Consider the following 16,338-nt stretch of genomic DNA (forward strand, 5'->3'; position numbering starts at 1 on the left):
CCACGATGGACGTCGTCGCGCTTTCCGCTGAGTCGCGCCGCCAGGCGCTGGCCGACATGGCCGCTCGTGAACTGGACATCCTCGTCATCGGCGGCGGCGTGGTCGGCGCCGGCGCGGCGCTGGACGCGGTCACCCGGGGGCTGACCACGGGCCTGGTCGAGGCGCGGGACTGGGCCTCGGGCACGTCCAGCCGGTCCAGCAAGCTGATCCACGGCGGCCTGCGCTACCTGGAGATGCTGGACTTCGGACTGGTCGCCGAGGCGCTGAAGGAGCGGGCGCTGCTGCTCACCCGGCTCGCCCCGCACCTGGTCAAGCCCGTGAAGTTCCTGTACCCGCTGACGCACCGGGTGTGGGAGCGGCCCTACGTCGGGTCGGGCGTGCTGCTGTACGACACGATGGGTCTGGGCACCGGCGCGGGCCGGGGCGTGCCGCACCACCGGCACCTGAGCCATCGCCGGGCGCTGCGCGAGGCCCCGTGCCTGAAGAAGGCCTCGCTGGTCGGCGCGGTGCAGTACTGGGACGGGCAGGTCGACGACGCCCGGCACACCATGACCGTGGTGCGCACCGCGGCGTCCTACGGCGCGATGGTCGCCAACCGGGCCCGCATCAACGAGTTCCTGCGCGAGGGGGAACGGGTCGTCGGCGCACAGGTCGAGGACGTGGTCACCGGGGAGACGTACGAGATCCGCGCCCAGCAGGTGATCAACGCGACGGGCGTGTGGACCGACGAGACGCAGCGGATGGCCGACACCCGGGGGCAGTTCCACGTGCGCGCCTCCAAGGGTGTGCACCTGCTGGTGCCGCGCGACCGCATCCAGTCGCGTACCGGGCTGATCCTGCGCACCGAGAAGAGCGTGCTGTTCGTGATCCCGTGGGGGCGGCACTGGATCGTCGGCACCACCGACACGGACTGGAACCTGGACCTGGCCCATCCGGCGGCCACCGCCGGCGACATCAAATACATCCTGGAGCACGTGAACTCGGTGCTGGTCACCAAGCTGACCACGGCCGATGTCGAGGGCGTCTACGCCGGGCTGCGCCCGCTGCTGGCGGGGGAGTCCGAACAGACCAGCAAGCTGTCCCGCGAGCACCTGGTCGGGCACCCGGTGCCGGGGCTGGTGGTGATCGCCGGCGGCAAGTACACGACGTACCGGGTGATGGGCAAGGACGCGGTCGACGAGGCCGTGCGCAACCTGGACCAGCGGGTGCCGGAGTCGATGACGCACGAGGTGCCGCTGGCCGGGGCCGAGGGCTACAAAGTGCTGTGGAACCGGCGGCACCTGATGGCGCAGGAGTCGGGGCTGCACGTGGTGCGCATCGAGCACCTGCTCAACCGGTACGGCTCGATGATCCACGAGTTGCTGCGGCTGGTCGCCGACGATCCGTCGCTGGCCGAGCCGCTGCCCGGAGCGGACGACTACCTGGGCGCGGAGGCGGTGTACGCCGCGTCGCACGAGGGTGCGCTGCACGTCGACGACGTGCTGGCCCGGCGCACCCGGGCGTCGATCGAGACCTGGTCGCGCGGGGTGCAGGCGGCGCCGACCGTGGCCCGGCTGATGGGCGGGGTGCTGGGCTGGTCCGACAAGGAGATCGAGGAGGAGATCGAGGTCTACACCGCGCGAGTGCAGGCCGAGCGGCAGTCGCAGGAGGAGCCCGACGACGAGTCAGCCGAGCAGGTTCGGCTGGCCGCGCCCGATCTTGGTTGAGCGCGCTTAATGTGATTTCATGCGAATCGTCCCAGTAGTGCGTGATGTCAGGTTTTGGAGCGCCGGGCTGCTGGCGGGCGCACTGCTGCTGGGCGGGTGCACCGGTTCGCCGCCGCCCGCGCGGCCGGGACCGATGGGCCTCGAACCCGGGCTGGAGGCCGACACCCCGGCCGAAGTCGACCTCGCCGGGGTCGGCGACCCGTACTTCCCGAACTACGGCAACGGCGGCTACGACGTCGCGTCGTACGCGCTGAAGGTGAAGTTCGATCCGGCCTCCGGCCGGCTCGACGGTGCCGCCACCGTCAAGGCCAAGGCCACCGTGCCGCTGGACCGTTTCCACCTCGACCTGATCGGTTTGACCGTGGACTCGGTAATGGTCGAGGGCGACCCTGCCGAGGTCAAGCGGGACCGCGACGAGCTCGTGATCACTCCGACCCGGCACATCGACTCGGGCCAGGCGTTCACCGCGGTCGTGAAATACCACGGCAATCCGGGGGAGAGCCCGGAGCGCGACGCCGACCACAACGGCTTCTTCGTGGGCAAGGACGGCGCGGTGGCGGTCGGCGAGCCGCAGTCCGCGGCGGCCTGGTTCCCGGCCAACGACCACCCGCGCGACAAGGCCCTCTACACCATCGACGTGACCGTGCCGAACAAGCTCAGCGGGCTGAGCAACGGCGTGCTCAAGGGCAAGAAGACCGACGGCGACTGGACCACCTGGAGCTGGGACGTCACCTCGCCGATGGCGTCCTATCTGGCGACCATGGTCGTCGGGGACTACCGGGTGACGCAGACCCAGCACCGGGGCAAGCCGGTGGTCTACGCGATCGCGTCGAGCGTCCCGGTGGGCGAGGCCGACCGCAACCTGGCCCGGACCCCCGAGGTCGCGGACTTCCTGGAGAGCCTGTTCGGGCCGTACCCGTTCGACGCGTACGGCGGCATCGTGGTCGGCGACAACCGGGTCTCCGACGAGCTGGAGAACCAGACCCGGCCCATCTACCTGCCCAAGACCTGGGAGAAGGGGCCGGACACGATCATCCTGGCGCACGAGTTGGCCCACCAGTGGTTCGGCGACAGCGTCTCGGTGCAGTCCTGGCGCGACATGTGGCTCAACGAGGGCTTCGCGACGTACGCCGAGTGGCTGTGGGACGAGCACCAGGGCGGGCGTACCGTGCAGGAGCACTACGACCGGCGGTACAAGGACCGCAAGGACCGGATGTGGCGGGTGCCGACGGCCGACCCCGGCAGCGACGGCATCTTCTCCAGCAGCGTCTACGAGCGTGGCGCGATGACCCTGCATGCGCTGCGCAAGCTGGTCGGGGACGACAAGTTCTTCACCATCATGCGCACCTGGACCGCCGAGCAGCGCGACGGCAACGCCAGCACCGCCGAGTTCGTCACGCTGGCCGAACGCATCGCCGCGCGGCCGCTCACCGCCTTCTTCCAGCCGTGGCTGTACGGCAAGACCCGCCCCGAGTGACCCGTTCCGCTCCGGACTCGGGGCACGCGGTTCGCGCAGGCGCCTTGCCATAGACATTGGCCTATCACATCGAATCCGAGTCGCGATTTTTCGATGTGATAGGCCAACGTCGATTGCGGGGCGGGGCGGGGCGGGGGGCGGGGTCAGGGGTTGAGGGGAGCGCGGTTGAGGCCGTGTTCGGCTAGCTGTTCGGTCATGTAGGCGACGACCGTGGCGATGAGGACCACGGGGGTCATCGCGAAGCCGAGGGGGCCGAGCAGGAGTACGACCAGGACCACGGCGCTGACGGGTAGGGGCAGCATGGCGACGGTGGCCGCGGCCATGCCGGCCGCCATCGCGGGGACGGCGCCGAAGCCGGGCAGCGGGGCGGCCAGCACGCCGAGTGCGCCGCCCAGGCTCACGGCTGGGAAGATCGGGCCGCCGCGCAGGGTCGCCAGGGACAGCGCGTAGCCGAGTCCCTTGAACACGACCAGGGCCAGCAGCGCCGCCTCGGGCCAGGCGCGGGGGTCGGCGGCCAGGGCCGCGAGGGTCTGCTGGCCCGACAGCGCCACCTCGGCCGGAGAACGGCCGGTGAGCAGGGCGTACGCGGCGGCGCAGGCGCCCACACCGAGGGCGGCCAACACGGTCGTCGACAGCGGGCGGGCGGCGACGCGGGGGGCGAGCTGCTTGGCGAGGCCGCGTACTCCCCGGATGCCGATCGCGGCGACGACCGCGAGCGGCAGTGCCCACAGCAGGTCGCCGAGGTCGGGCCGGACGGCGCTGCCCGGTGGGATCGGCAGGGTCAGCGAGCCGATCGGCAGGCCGGACCACAGCCCCAGTCCGGTGAACACGATCGAGCCGACGCCCGCCGCCAGCAGGCAGGGGAGCACCACCGCAGACAGGGCCGCGCCGCTGAGCTGCACCATCTCGATCAGCAGCACTGCCGCGACGATGGGGGAGCCGAAGATCGCGGCGATCGCCGCCGCCGCGCCCGCGCCGCTGACGATCAGGGCGCGCCGGTTGCCCGGGGAGATGCCGAAGGCGTGCGCGGCCAGCAGCGCCAGCCCGCCGCCGCCGGCGATGAGCGGGGCCTCCGGGCCGAGCACCGCGCCCAGCGGCAGGCTGATCAGCGCGGCGACCAGCACCCAGGGCAGTTCTGAGGCGCTCGGCGGCGGGCCGCCCATGCCGGCGACGGGGGTGTGCCCGCCGTGCCCGGGAGCCCAGCGGGCGACCGCGCCGACGCCGAGGCCGGCCAGGGCCAGCATGGGCAGCGGCCACCACCAGGGCGGCTGTTCGCCGCCGGTGAGTGCCTGCGGGATGGTGTGCCAGACCTCGTGCTCGGCGGCGTGCAGCAGGGCGAGGAATCCGAACGCGACCAGCGACACCGGCACGCCCACCAGCCCGGCGATCCCGAGCACGCGCAGGTACTCGGGGTGCCTGATGAGTTCGAGCGCGCGGTCCCGGGTCTGCTGTGGGGACAATTCCGACATGTCACCACGCTAGGTGCTGGGCTGCGTGCGCGGGCGCGGATGGCGCCCGCGGGTCAGGCCGCGACCGGGACCTCCAGGGCGTGGCGGTCCCAGTTGGCCAGCTCGGCGTCGGCCTCATAGGTGCACTGCAGGAACGTCAGCAGGGTCGCGTCCGGATCGTCGGCGGTGCGCACCACCTCGTACGGCAGCAGGAACTCGCCCAGCTCCGTGTCGTAGCGGGCGCGCTCGGGCGAGATCGGCCAGTCGCGGAACCCGGGAGGCTCGGGGTAGGCGTAGGCGTAGAACGCGCCCTCCGCGCCGCCGCCCGGCCAGAAGCCGCAGCTGCTCACCTCGTGGTCGTAGGCCAGCCGGCTGACCCGGTCGGGGCAGTTGGGCACCCCGCCCGGATGCGGCGGGGCGGTCTCCCCGGAGAAGCGGGTCACCGCCAGGTCCAGCGCGCCCCAGAACAGGTGCACCGGGCTGACCTTGCCCTGGAAGCGGGCCCGGAACGCGGTGAACACCCGGTGCATCTGCACCGTCGCCAGCCAGAACCGGTGCGCGTACTCCGGGTCGTACGCGCAGTGCTGCTCGTCCTGGGCGAAGGGGATCGCCACCGGGAGCTCCACCGGGCGGGCCATGATGTCGACGGGCATGCCGAGCGAGTCCAGCGACTGCATCACGGCCGCGTAAAAGTCGGCGACGCTGCGCGGGCGCAACTCCACCTCGCGGCGCTCACCGCCGGTGGTGTGCAGGTCGAGCACGTGCCGCTGGAAGTCGAACGTGATCTCCAACCCGGCCGAGCCGTACGGCATCAGCGAGGTGGTGAAGCCGCGTACGTCCACGTACAGCGGCACCTGCCACCAATGGTTGATCATGGGTTCGAGCGCGAGCCGCACCTTGCCCACCACCTGGGTCCACAGGTGCAGGGTGTCCCGGGTGTCCTTCCACTCGGCCAGCGGCAACGCCGGCCAGACTCCCTTGCTGGTCATGGTCCCAGCATGCCGGAGCCGTGCCGGGCGCGGCGGCCGTTCGGCCGGGCTCGCGGCGTTACCGTCGGGAGATGGCGAAGGCGGGCGGCGGGTTCCTGCGCTGGGTGGAGCTGGACGACGACGGCGCGGACACGGAGGCGTACCCGTTCTCGCTGCCGGTGGTGGCAGGGCTGCGCAAGGCCGGGCGGCTGGAGCTGGACCCGAAGGTGACGTTCCTGGTCGGCGACAACGGCACCGGCAAGTCGACCCTGATCGAGGCGATCGCGGTGGCGGCCGGGTTCAACCCCGAGGGCGGCTCGCAGAACTTCCACTTCGCCACCCGGGCCAGCGAGTCCGCGCTCGGCGAGCACCTGACCCTGGTCCGCGGGCTGCGCAAACCGCGCACCGGGTTCTTCCTGCGGGCGGAGTCGTTCTACAACGTCGCCACCGAGATCGAGCGCCTGGAGGTGCAGGGCTCCTACGGCGGGCGCAACCTGCACGAGCGCTCGCACGGCGAGTCGTTCCTGGACCTGGTCACGCACCGGTTCGGACCGCAGGGGCTGTACCTGCTGGACGAGCCGGAAGCGGCGCTGTCGGTGTACGGCTGCCTGGCCGTCATCGCCCGGATCCAGGAGCTGACCGGGCAGGGCTCGCAGTTCGTGGTCGCCACCCACTCGCCGATCCTGCTCGCCGTGCCCGGGGCGCGCATCCTGCAGCTGGACAGCGGCGGCGGGATCACCCCCGTCGGCTTCGACGAGGCCGAGCCGGTCGCGCTGACCCGCTCGTTCCTCGCCGAGCCGCAGGTGTACCTGCACCACCTGCTGTCCGAGGCGGACCTGGGCGACCGGCGGGGCGGCGCCGCGGGCTAGCCGCCGAGCTGGAACACGTTGATCCGGCTGAGCTGCGCGTCGATGAAGGTCAGCGCACTCCCGGCGTCGTAGCTTGCCACCTGGACCAGTTCCGTGGTGGGCAGGAAGGCGCGGCCGGGGTCGCCGACCAGGATCCGCGCGCCGCGCTCGGCTGCCCGGCGCAGGAACGGCAGCACCCGGGCGGCCATCTCGTCGCTGTAGAAGACGTCGCCGGCGAGCACCAGGTCGGCGTCGCCGCCGTCGCCGTCGAGCAGGTCGCCCTGTCGGCCTGTCACGGTCACCCCGTTGGCCCGCGCGTTGAGCGCGACCGCGGCGATGGCGTACGGGTCGATGTCGTTGGCGGTCACCGTGGCCGCCCCGGCCAGCCCGGCCGCGATCCCGGCCAGGCCGGAGCCCGCGGCGAGGTCGAGCACCCGGCGTCCGCGCGCCACCTCGGGATTGTCGAGCACGTACCGGGCGACGCCCTGCCCGCCGGCCCAGGCCGAGGCCCAGTACGGAGTGGGCATGGCGCGTCCCGCCTCGGCTTCCATCCGGGCCCACCACACGATCGCGTCGACCGCGAGGTGCAGGCGGATCTCGGGCACGAGGGGCACCTGGGTCAGGCTGAGCCGGTCGAGTCCGTCGCTCTGCGCCGGTAGCGTTTTGTCCTGAAGGTCATGCATTGCGAAATCAACGCGACCTGTCACTCGCCCAGCATGCCCGATCCGGTGCTCGATCGGTCGCAGAATCGCCCTGTTCGTCGGCAAAAGTCATCCTTCCCGTGCATGGCGCGCTAGGGTCAGCGGTTGTGGGGCAATAGCCGCACCGCGCAGTGCGGTGCGGGGCAGTCGACGGCCCCTGAGAGGGATTCATGGCAACCGGCACCGTCAAGTGGTTCAACGCTGAGAAGGGCTTCGGCTTCATCGAGCAGGACGGCGGGGGTGCGGACGTGTTCGTCCACTACTCCGCCATCTCCGGTGGCGGCTACCGCGAGCTCCAAGAGGGCCAGCAGGTCGAGTTCGAGGTCACCCAGGGCCAGAAGGGCCCGCAGGCGGCCAACGTCCACCCGCTCTGATCAGTGCAGCAAAGGGCGTCCCCGCCACCGTACAGGTGGCGGGGACGCCCTTTCCGTCCGCCCCCGAACGTCACGCCCCGGCCAGGGCGGGCTCGGCCGGCGTGACCGGACCCGCCTGCGTCACCTCGGGCTCGGCCGGCCGCAGGGCCAGTGCCAGCACGTCGGCGACATCGGACAGCACGTGGATCGTCAGACCCTCGCGCACGTCGGCCGGCACGTCGTCCAGGTCAGGCTCGTTGCGGGCCGGGATGATCACCTCGGTGAGGCCCGCCCGGTGCGCCGCCAGCAGCTTCTGCTTGACGCCGCCGATGGGCAGCACCCGCCCGTTCAGGGTGACCTCGCCGGTCATCCCGAACTCCGGCCGGACCGGACGTCCCGACGCCAGCGACGCCAGGGCGGTGACCATGGTGATACCGGCACTCGGGCCGTCCTTGGGCACCGCGCCCGCGGGCACGTGCAGGTGGATCCGCCGCCCGGCCAGCGCGTTGGGGTCCAGCCCCAGCTGGCGGCCGTGCGAGCGCAGGTACGACAGCGCGATGTGCGCCGACTCCTTCATCACGTCGCCGAGCTGGCCGGTCAGGGTCAGCCCTGGCTCACCGTCCATCGAGGTCGCCTCGATGAACAGCACGTCGCCACCGGCACCGGTGACCGCGAGTCCGGTCGCGACACCGGGCGTAGCCGTACGCTCCGCCGACTCCGGCGTGAACCGGGGACGGCCCAGGAACTCCTTGAGGTTGCCGTTGTCCACCTGCACCTGAGCGCTGTCGCTCGCCTGCTTGACGGCGACCTTGCGCAGGATGCGGGCCAGGGCGCGCTCCAGCTGGCGTACGCCCGCCTCACGGGTGTGCTCGGCGGCGATCGCGCCCAGCGCGCCGTCGCTGATCGACACCTCGTCGGCGGTCAGGCCGGCCCGGTCGAGCTGCCGCGGCAGCAGGTGGTCCCGGGCGATGGCCACCTTCTCCTGCTCGGTGTAGCCGTCCAGGGTGACCAGCTCCATCCGGTCCAGCAGCGGGCCGGGGATGGTCTCCACCACGTTCGCGGTGGCCAGGAACAGCACATCGGACAGGTCGAGGTCGACCTCCAGGTAGTGATCCCGGAAGGTGTGGTTCTGCGCCGGGTCGAGGACCTCGAGCAGGGCCGCGGCCGGGTCGCCGGCGTACCCCGCGGAGATCTTGTCGACCTCGTCCAGCAGCACCACCGGGTTCATCGAACCCGCCTCGCGCAGCGCCCGGACCAGGCGGCCCGGCAGCGCGCCGACGTAGGTGCGCCGGTGGCCGCGGATCTCCGCCTCGTCGCGCACGCCGCCCAGCGACACCCGGACGAACTTGCGCCCGAGCGCCCGCGCGACGGATTCGCCGAGGCTGGTCTTGCCCACCCCGGGCGGACCGGCCAGGGCCAGCACCGCGCCGGAGCCGCGGCCGCCGACCTTGTCCAGGTTGCGGGCCGCGCGGCGGTTGCGCACCGCCAGGTACTCCAGGATGCGGTCCTTGACGTCGTCGAGGCCCGCGTGGTCGGCGTCCAGCACCGCCCGCGCCGCCGCGAGGTCGGTGTTGTCGTCGGTACGCACGTTCCACGGCATCTCCAGCACCGTGTCCAGCCAGGTGCGGATCCAGCTCGTCTCCGGGGAGGCGTCGCTGGCGCGCTCCAGCTTGCCGACCTCCCGCAGCGCCGCTTCCCGCACCTTCTCGGGCAGGTCGGCGGCCTCCACCCGGGACCGGTAGTCGGCCGAGCCCTCGGGCTCGTCCTCACCCAGCTCCTTGCGGATCGCGGCCAGCTGCTGGCGCAGCAGGAACTCGCGCTGGGACTTCTCCAGCCCCTCGCGCACCTCGCTGTTGATCTTCTCGGAGACCTCCTGCTCGGCCGCGTGCTCACGCGCCCAGCCGACCAGCAGCTCCAGCCGCGCCGTCACGTCCGGCGAGCCGAGCAGCTCCACCTTCTGCGCCAGCGTCAGCCACGGGGCGTACCCGGCCGAGTCGGCCAGCTCGCTGAGGTCGGTCATCCGCTCGACGGCGTCGATGATCTGCCACGCGCCGCGCTGCTGCAGCTCGGCGGTGACCAGCGCCTTGTACTCGCGGGCCAGCTCCTTGGCGCGGCCGGCCGGTTCCGGCTCGGTGACCAGGGTCGCCTCGACCCACAGCGCCGCGCCCGGTCCGGGCACGCCGGAGCCGATGCGGGCACGGGTGACACCGCGCAGCACGGCGGCGCGCTCCCCGCTGGGGAGGCGGCCGACCTTCTCGATCACCGCGGTCACGCCGTACGTGCCGTACTCGCCGTCCAGCCGCGGCACGGCCAGCACGGTCTTGTCACCGGATGCCCGCGCCGCGTCGATCGCGGCCTGGGTGTCCGGCTGGAGCGCCACCGCCACCACGTTGCCGGGCAGCAGAACGGCGTCGTCCAGGGGAAGAACGGGGAGTGTGGTCATCGTCGACACCTGCCATTCTGAACTTGAGTCTTACCCACTCAAGTCCAGGACGACCTTGGTTGTTCCCTCAACCAACCCGTGTGACCCACGCCACTCCTTGAGTGCGCTTTTTCAAGATCGTCCGACTTGCCTGGCAGTCGTGCGTATCTTGAAGCGGCATACGCACAGGTGCCTGGCAAGTCGGACGATCGAGGGCCCGGGGCGACAGCCGGCGTCAACGGCGGCAACCTCGGCTGGGGGTCAGCAATTCCCGCGCGGGATGTAGAGGGGGCGGTCGGTGTCCTCGGCAGTGTTGGCGGACGCCGCCGCGCCCACCAGGGTGGCCTCGGCGTGGCTCGCCGCCGCAGGCGAGGGGACCACGGGGGCGGTGTGGATCTCTGGCCCGGCCGGGACCTCGGGACCGGCGTTCGTCTCGGGACCCGCATTGACCTCGGGACCCGCATCGACCTCGGGCGCCGGGCCGACCTCGGGCGTCGGGCCGACCTCGGCCACGGCGTGGGTCTCGGTCGCCGCGTCGGCCTCGGGAGCGGCCGGGGTGGGAGAGGTGGCCGGTTCCGCCTGGGCGGCCGTGGCCGCGGCCATCATCGCGGCGAACTCGTCGGCGTCGGACTGCCCGGTGGGCTGAGCTGCGGCCAGGGCCGCACCGTACGCGTCGGCGCTCAGGATCCCGGTGGGCTTCGGGGCGAGCAGGCCGACGGCCAGGCCGGTGATCACGGGCATCACCGAGTACGAGGAGGCGACGTCGGAGAAGTAGACGTCCAGTCCGATGTTGAACGCGCCGCCCAGGTAGAGGCCCAGGTCGCCGGCTGTGGTGACGGCGGCCCACACGAGACCGACGAGCACGCCCTCGGGGCCGGCGGCCATCGGACGCTTGCGCAGGTAGCGGATGGCGAAGCCGAGCACGAGCGCGACCATCGTGGTCAGCTTGATCGACTCGTACAGAGCCTCGTGCTTGCCCTCGGCGGGCAGCAGGATCAGCGAGATGCCGACCATGCCCAGCCACACCGCCAGTCCGTAACCGAGCACACGCGACGACTTCATGGGCGATTCCTCCTCAGACGCGGGGTTGTCACCCTGCTAACCGTTGTGAGCGGTTCAAGGTCGCTGCCCGATCGCCGTCTGTCGCGCTGGGGACGGCCCGGGGTGCGGAGCACGCCGCTCCCGGGCCGTCCACCCGCGCTACGGCATCGCGCCGGCCGGTACGAGTTCGCCCGAGCGGGCTGCGACCGCCCCGCCGATCAGCGCCAGGGCCTGGGCGTACGGCATCGGCGGCAGTTGCCGACCGTCGCGCAGCCGCAGCGACACCTCGCCCGACTCGGCCTCCCGGGACCCGATGACGGCCAGGTACGGCACCCGCCGCTGTGACGCCTCCCGGATGCGCAGCCCCAGCGACCCGTCCAGGCTCAGCGACGCCCGCAGCCCGGCGCGTTGCGCCTGCTCGGCGAACTGCCGGGCGGGCGCGTCCTGGGCTTCGCCGACCGGCGCGACGGCCAGCTGCACGGGGGCGCACCAGGCCGGGAACGCGCCCTGGTGCACCTCCAGCAGGTGCGCCATCAGCCGTTCCATGCTGCCGACGATGCTGCGGTGCACCATCACCGGCCGGGCCGGGCTGCCGTCGCGGTCGGTGTACGACAGGTCGAAGCGCTCCGGCTGCGCGAAGTCCACCTGCACGGTGGCCAGGGTCGACTCCCGCCCGGCCAGATCCCGTACCTGGATGTCGATCTTCGGCCCGTAGAACGCGGCCTCGCCCGGCGCCTCCTCGAACGGCACCCCGGCCTGCACCAGCGCGTCGCGCAGCAACGACTCGGCCCGAACCCAGTCCGCGTCCGCGCCGAGGTAACCCGCGCCCGGTCCGCGCAGCGACAGCCGGTAGCCGTCGGCGGCGAAGCCGAGCGCCGGGTGGATCCGCGCGCACATGGCCAGGACCAGCGCGACCTCCGCGCCGACCTGGTCGAGCGAGCAGAACACGTGCGCGTCGTTGAGCGAGATCGCCCGCACCCGGCTCAGCCCGCCGACGACGCCGGAGCGCTCGGCGCGGTACATGCCGCCCAGCTCGGCGATGCGTACCGGCAGCTCGCGGTAGGAGCGGCCGCGCGAGCCGAACACCATCGCGTGGTGCGGGCACAGGCTCGGGCGCAGCATCAGCGCCTCGGGGTCGTCTGCGGCCGCGTCGGGGTCGTCGGACATCGCGGGGAACATGTCGTCGGCGAACTTCGCCAGGTGCCCGGATCTGGCGAACATCTGACGTTTGGCCAGCGGCGGGGAGTACACGTGCTGGTATCCGGCGAGGCGTTCCTCCTCGCGTACGTACTCCTCGATGGCGTGGCGGGCGGCGGCGCCGGCGGGCAGCCACAGCGGCAGCCCGGAGCCGATCATGGGGTCGGAGTGGTAGATCTCAAGGTCGCGGCCGAGGCGGCGGTGGTCCTTCACGGTGTGCTCCTGGGAGTGAGACGGCCGGGGCACACGTGGGGCGGATACGCGCCGGCCCCGGGGCGTGTGCCCCGGGGCCGACGGTCGACTGAAAGATCAGCAGGTCAACGCGTACGAGCGCCGGGACGTCCCGGCGTCGTCGTGCTGGCGGAGTGCTGATGCATGAGGAGCACGATAGCGCCGAACCGCTGCCCGGGGGCAAGCGATTTCCGTCACCGAGCTACATTCGGCTTCAGGAGTCGATCATCCGGAGGTGGGCGATGGCGCACTGGTACGAGTCGAGCATCGACCGGCAGATCCGTGAGGCGGCCGAGCGCGGCGAGTTCGACGACCTGCCCGGCACGGGCAAGCCGCTGCCCGGGGCGGGGGAGGTGCTGCCCGACGACTGGTGGCTGCGCGACCTGGTCCAGCGGGAGAACCTGTCCGCGGCCATCCCGGCGACGCTGCTGCTGCGCCGCGACATCGAGGACCTGCCGGACGCGGTCGCGAAGAAGACCTCCGAGCAGGCCGTCCGCGCCTACGTCGCCGACCTCAACACCCGCATCGCCCGCGCCCACCGCGGCGAACTCGCCGGCCCCGCCATCGCTCTGGCCCTCGTAGACGCCGACGACGCCGTCCGCCGATGGCGATCCCACCGCACCCGCTGACCTGAGGCAAGGAAGGGCACCTTCACATCGCTATACGTTGTGGAAGGTGCCCTTCCTTACCGTCGGTCGGGGTCGGAGCCGGTCAGCCGAAGGGCTGCTGGTCGGGTTCGCAGATGGTGCCGGGTGGGGGCGTGACCAGGTCGACGAGGTAGCGCACGCGGGCCTGGTCGAGGCACACGCTGGGGACCTGGTAGCTCGGGTGGCCGTAGCCGTTCAGGGTGAGCAGCACGGCGTCGCCGAGCCGCCGCTGGGCGGCCTGCGCGTTGCGGTACGGGGTGCCGGCGTCGTACCGCGCGCCGACCAGCAGGACCGGGGTCTCGGTCGGCGCGTTCCACGGCCCGGCGTAGCGGCCGGCGGGGTCGGCGGGCCAGTTCGCGGCGCACGGCGCCCACAGCCACCAGCCCAGCACGGTGCCCCACAACCGGCCCGCGTCGGTGAAGCGTGCCATCTCCTCGGGCCACTGCGACACCGGCGTGCGGGCCGCGCCGTCCACGCAGCTGATCGCCGCCGACGTGGTCGCCCCGTGGAACGCGAGCGGGCTCTGCATCTGCCGGGCCGTGGTCAGCAGCGCCGACGCGTCGCCGGCGGCGGCCGCGTCGAGGTCCGCCGCGAACTGGGGCCAGGTCAGCGGCAGCCGCAGCGGGTTGAACGTGGCCACCTGCAGGTCGCCGTAGCTCAACGCGCCGGGCGGGTCCGCGTGCGGGGCCGGGATCGGTGCGCGGCGCGCCCTGGCGAACAGCATCTCGACGCGTTCGGTGACGGGCTCGCCGTGCCCGGCCAGCGCGCACCGGCTGGGCGCGGCCTGCTGGCAGAGCTTGAGGAACTGCGCGAAGACCTCGTCGGCCGAGGACACGTTGTTGGCGGTGCGCGTCTCGGCGCTGGTGGTGTAGTCGACCGCGTCGACGATGCCGTCGAGCATCATCGCCCGGGTCCGGCCCGGGAACAGGTTGAGGTAGGTCTGGCCGATCATCGAGCCGTACGACAGGCCGGTGTAGGTGAGCAGCCGGTCGCCGACCAGCTCACGCAGCGCGTCGAGGTCGCGGGCGGTGTCGGCGGTGGAGATGTGCGACAGCAGCCTGCCGCTGACCTCGCCGCACCGCCGGGCCAGCGCGATGGCCTTGACCTGGTATGCCGCGGACTCGGCCTGGGTGGACGGGATCGTCACGCCCTGCCAGAACCGGGCCTCGTCGGCCTCGCTGGTGAAGCACCGCACGGGAGAGCTGCCGTAGGTGCCGCGCGGGTCCCAGCCCACGATGTCGAAGCGGCCGCCGCCCCACGCGTCGAAGTCCTCGCCGCCGCCGCGCACCAGCTCGACGCCGCTCTGGCCGGGACCGCCCGGGTTCATGAACATCGAGCCGATGCGCTCCTGCGGCCGGCTCGCCAGGTGGCGGATCACCGCCAGTTCGATGCGCTGCCCGTCCGGCTCGGCCCAGTCCAGCGGCACCGGCACCTTGGCGCACTCGAAGCTCTTGTCCAGCCCTTCGCAGGCGGTCCATACGACACCGGGCTGGGCGCGTCCCGGGCCGGGCGTCGGTGCCGCCACCTGCTGCGTGGTCGCGCAGGCGGCGGCCAGGAAGGCCACCGCGACGACCGCGGCCACGCGGACGCGCAGCCGGCCGCCCCTGACGATCATGATCCCGCGGTCAGGCATCGCGCAGCAGGGGGCAGGTCATGCAGTGGCCGCCGCCGCGGCCCTTGCCGATCTCGAAGCCGTCGATCTCGACGACCTCGATGCCCGCCTCGCGGTACCGGCGGTTGCTGTAGACGTTCTTCGAGTACGCCACGACCACGCCAGGCGACAGCGCGACCACGTTGTTGGCGCAGTCCCATTGCTCGCGCTCCTGCTGGGCCTCATCGCCGCCGGTCGTGATGACCCGCAGGTCCTTCTCGTGGGACAGCCCGATGGCGTGCGCGACGGCGCCCAGGAAGCTGTCCTCGGCGGTGACGTCGAGCGTGCCGGCCTTGTCGCCGGGCCGGATGCTGTACGCCGTGGTGCCGTCGATCACCTTCGGGTAGACGGTGACGGTGTCCCGGTCCATGAACGTGAACACCACGTCCAGGTGCATGAACTGGCGCTTGCGTTCCAGCTGCACCGCGATGACGCGCTCGGCCGCGCCCTTGGCGAACAGCCGCTGCGCCAGGATCTCCACCATCTGCGGGGTGGTGCGCTCGCTGATGCCGATCAGGACGGTGCGGTTGCCGACCGGCATCACGTCGCCGCCCTCGATCGAGGACCGCCCGAAGGACTGTATGTCGAACTCGTCGTGCTCGTCCTTGCCCGCGTCCGGGAACCAGAAGTTGATCTTCTCTTGCCGGAACATCGGGTGGAAGCGGTATACCGTGCCCAGGTTGACGGTCTCCAGCTGGCGCGAGGGCCAGTACATCGGGTTCAGCGATACGCCCTCGTAGATCCAGCACGAGGTGTCGCGGGTGAACAGGTGGTTGGGCAGCGGCGGCAGGATGAACGACGAGCCGACCGTGGTCGCCACGGCCAGCGAGCGCGCGGCCAGCCGGTCGTCGTCGGCGAAGCGCATCAGCTCGGCCCGGGTCACCCCGCCGGTGAGGTGGGTGGCCAGCGTCTTCGGGTCCATGTTGGCCAGCGCCTCGCGCACCGCGTCCACCATGGCCGGACCGACCGTGTACGGGCTGACGGTGTGCCCGATGACCCACTCCCGCGCCTCGGTTGAGGCCAGTGCCTCGGTGAGCAGGTCGTGCAGCAGGAACACCTCGATGTCGCGGGCGCGCAGCTCGGCGACGAACTGGTCGTGCTCCTGCTGCGCCCGCTCCACCCAGAGCACGTCGTCGAACAGCAGCTCACCCCGGTTGGACGGGGTCAGCCGGCGCAGCGCCAGGTCGGGCCGGTGCACCAGCACCTTGCGCAGCCTGCCGACCTCCGAGTGGACTCCGAATCCGGTCATCGCGCGCTCCTTCGCCGCAGCCCTCCTGCCGCCCCCGCCGCAGCCCGCCCACCGCCCTTGCCGCTGACCCGAATGCTACGTCCGTTTCACGTCCTTCGCGCCCGATCGCCGATCCGCGAAACGGTGCCAGAAGCGAAGGAAGGGCACCTTCACAACGCTCCGCGTTGTGAAGGTGCCCTTCCCCTCAGGCGAGGGATCAGGGCCGAGGTCCGGTGCGGGAGCCCGGGTGGTGGCCGGTCGGCTTCGGCGACGCGGCCGGGCGGCTCGGCGACGGGCTGGGCGCGGCGACCGGCGCGAGGCTCGGCGCGTGGCTCGCGGCAGGGCTGGCCGCGGCGGCCGGGGTCCGGCTCGGCGACGGGCTCGGCGCGGCCGACGGGGTGCGGCTGGGCGACGGGCGGG

At 72.2% G+C, this 16,338-nt stretch carries 14 protein-coding genes; 6 read left to right on the forward strand and 8 right to left on the reverse strand.

Translation table 11 applies throughout. The annotated features are described in order from the left end of the window. Positions 1–5 precede the first annotated feature (5 nt). A complete protein-coding gene (locus AB0B66_RS40975; RefSeq protein ID WP_360540558.1) occupies positions 6–1,706 on the forward strand; it encodes a glycerol-3-phosphate dehydrogenase/oxidase in 1,701 nt (566 codons plus the stop codon). Between the two features lie 19 nt (positions 1,707–1,725). Next, positions 1,726–3,183: a M1 family metallopeptidase gene (locus AB0B66_RS40980; protein ID WP_360540560.1), complete on the forward strand. Its 1,458-nt coding sequence runs from the start codon at positions 1,726–1,728 to the stop codon at positions 3,181–3,183. A 143-nt stretch (positions 3,184–3,326) separates the two neighbouring features. Here the strand turns inward: AB0B66_RS40980 and AB0B66_RS40985 are convergent, their stop codons facing one another. Both AB0B66_RS40985 and AB0B66_RS40990 read right to left on the reverse strand, forming a co-directional pair. Further along, complete coding sequence (locus AB0B66_RS40985; protein WP_360540562.1) at positions 3,327–4,652, reverse strand: chloride channel protein; 1,326 nt, start codon at positions 4,650–4,652, stop codon at positions 3,327–3,329. A 53-nt stretch (positions 4,653–4,705) separates the two neighbouring features. Beyond that, positions 4,706–5,620, reverse strand: coding sequence for a DUF5996 family protein (locus AB0B66_RS40990; protein WP_360540564.1), 915 nt, complete (start codon positions 5,618–5,620; stop codon positions 4,706–4,708). Positions 5,621–5,691: 71 nt separating this feature from the next. Between AB0B66_RS40990 and AB0B66_RS40995 the strand changes: the two genes are divergently transcribed. Then, positions 5,692–6,468 (forward strand): AAA family ATPase, encoded by a 777-nt coding sequence (locus AB0B66_RS40995; protein WP_360540566.1) that lies wholly within the window; start codon positions 5,692–5,694, stop codon positions 6,466–6,468. Here AB0B66_RS40995 and AB0B66_RS41000 read toward each other — a convergent pair. Beyond that, positions 6,465–7,052: a 50S ribosomal protein L11 methyltransferase gene (locus tag AB0B66_RS41000; protein WP_360540568.1), complete on the reverse strand. Its 588-nt coding sequence runs from the start codon at positions 7,050–7,052 to the stop codon at positions 6,465–6,467. The two genes, AB0B66_RS40995 and AB0B66_RS41000, sit on opposite strands and share 4 nt — an antisense overlap. A gap of 266 nt (positions 7,053–7,318) precedes the next feature. Here AB0B66_RS41000 and AB0B66_RS41005 point away from each other — a divergent pair, with 266 nt between their 5' ends. Continuing rightward, positions 7,319–7,522 carry a cold-shock protein gene (locus tag AB0B66_RS41005; RefSeq protein WP_144124622.1) on the forward strand — a complete coding sequence of 68 codons (204 nt, stop codon included), beginning with the start codon at positions 7,319–7,321 and terminating at the stop codon, positions 7,520–7,522. 70 nt (positions 7,523–7,592) lie between these two features. Here the strand turns inward: AB0B66_RS41005 and lon are convergent, their stop codons facing one another. From lon to thrS, 3 genes are all read right to left on the reverse strand, one after another. After that, entirely contained in the window at positions 7,593–9,944 is a 2,352-nt protein-coding gene (lon, locus tag AB0B66_RS41010; protein WP_360540570.1) for an endopeptidase La, read from the reverse strand. Between the two features lie 240 nt (positions 9,945–10,184). Next, positions 10,185–10,985 carry a hypothetical protein gene (locus tag AB0B66_RS41015; protein WP_360540572.1) on the reverse strand — a complete coding sequence of 267 codons (801 nt, stop codon included), beginning with the start codon at positions 10,983–10,985 and terminating at the stop codon, positions 10,185–10,187. A gap of 138 nt (positions 10,986–11,123) precedes the next feature. Beyond that, positions 11,124–12,407 carry a threonine--tRNA ligase gene (thrS, locus tag AB0B66_RS41020; RefSeq protein ID WP_360540574.1) on the reverse strand — a complete coding sequence of 428 codons (1,284 nt, stop codon included), beginning with the start codon at positions 12,405–12,407 and terminating at the stop codon, positions 11,124–11,126. Positions 12,408–12,634: 227 nt separating this feature from the next. Between thrS and AB0B66_RS41025 the strand changes: the two genes are divergently transcribed. Further along, positions 12,635–13,021: a DUF1992 domain-containing protein gene (locus AB0B66_RS41025; RefSeq protein WP_360540576.1), complete on the forward strand. Its 387-nt coding sequence runs from the start codon at positions 12,635–12,637 to the stop codon at positions 13,019–13,021. An 82-nt stretch (positions 13,022–13,103) separates the two neighbouring features. On the opposite strand, the gene AB0B66_RS41030 is transcribed toward AB0B66_RS41025, so the two are convergent. After that, on the reverse strand, positions 13,104–14,654 hold the full coding sequence (locus tag AB0B66_RS41030; RefSeq protein ID WP_360540578.1) for an alpha/beta hydrolase: 1,551 nt from the start codon (positions 14,652–14,654) through the stop codon (positions 13,104–13,106). A 10-nt stretch (positions 14,655–14,664) separates the two neighbouring features. After that, positions 14,665–15,939 (reverse strand): arginine deiminase, encoded by a 1,275-nt coding sequence (locus AB0B66_RS41035; protein WP_360540580.1) that lies wholly within the window; start codon positions 15,937–15,939, stop codon positions 14,665–14,667. 212 nt (positions 15,940–16,151) lie between these two features. Here AB0B66_RS41035 and AB0B66_RS41040 point away from each other — a divergent pair. Beyond that, positions 16,152–16,338: hypothetical protein (locus AB0B66_RS41040; RefSeq protein ID WP_360540582.1), on the forward strand; the 187-nt coding region annotated here is incomplete at its 3' end.

The sequence above is a fragment of the Catellatospora sp. NPDC049111 genome (assembly GCF_040648615.1).
GTDB classification, from domain to species: Bacteria; Actinomycetota; Actinomycetes; order Mycobacteriales; family Micromonosporaceae; genus Catellatospora; species Catellatospora aurea.

Excerpts from the sequence above, each read along its gene's own strand:
- AB0B66_RS41030 (WP_360540578.1), bottom strand. The coding sequence starts at position 14,654 with ATGATCGTCAGGGGCGGCCGGCTGCGCGTCCGCGTGGCCGCGGTCGTC.
- AB0B66_RS40975 (WP_360540558.1), top strand. The coding sequence starts at position 6 with ATGGACGTCGTCGCGCTTTCCGCTGAGTCGCGCCGCCAGGCGCTGGCC.
- AB0B66_RS41005 (WP_144124622.1), top strand. The coding sequence starts at position 7,319 with ATGGCAACCGGCACCGTCAAGTGGTTCAACGCTGAGAAGGGCTTCGGC.
- AB0B66_RS41025 (WP_360540576.1), top strand. The coding sequence starts at position 12,635 with ATGGCGCACTGGTACGAGTCGAGCATCGACCGGCAGATCCGTGAGGCG.
- AB0B66_RS40990 (WP_360540564.1), bottom strand. The coding sequence starts at position 5,620 with ATGACCAGCAAGGGAGTCTGGCCGGCGTTGCCGCTGGCCGAGTGGAAG.
- lon (WP_360540570.1), bottom strand. The coding sequence starts at position 9,944 with ATGACCACACTCCCCGTTCTTCCCCTGGACGACGCCGTTCTGCTGCCC.
- AB0B66_RS40985 (WP_360540562.1), bottom strand. The coding sequence starts at position 4,652 with ATGTCGGAATTGTCCCCACAGCAGACCCGGGACCGCGCGCTCGAACTC.
- AB0B66_RS40995 (WP_360540566.1), top strand. The coding sequence starts at position 5,692 with ATGGCGAAGGCGGGCGGCGGGTTCCTGCGCTGGGTGGAGCTGGACGAC.
- AB0B66_RS41035 (WP_360540580.1), bottom strand. The coding sequence starts at position 15,939 with ATGACCGGATTCGGAGTCCACTCGGAGGTCGGCAGGCTGCGCAAGGTG.
- AB0B66_RS40980 (WP_360540560.1), top strand. The coding sequence starts at position 1,726 with ATGCGAATCGTCCCAGTAGTGCGTGATGTCAGGTTTTGGAGCGCCGGG.
- AB0B66_RS41015 (WP_360540572.1), bottom strand. The coding sequence starts at position 10,985 with ATGAAGTCGTCGCGTGTGCTCGGTTACGGACTGGCGGTGTGGCTGGGC.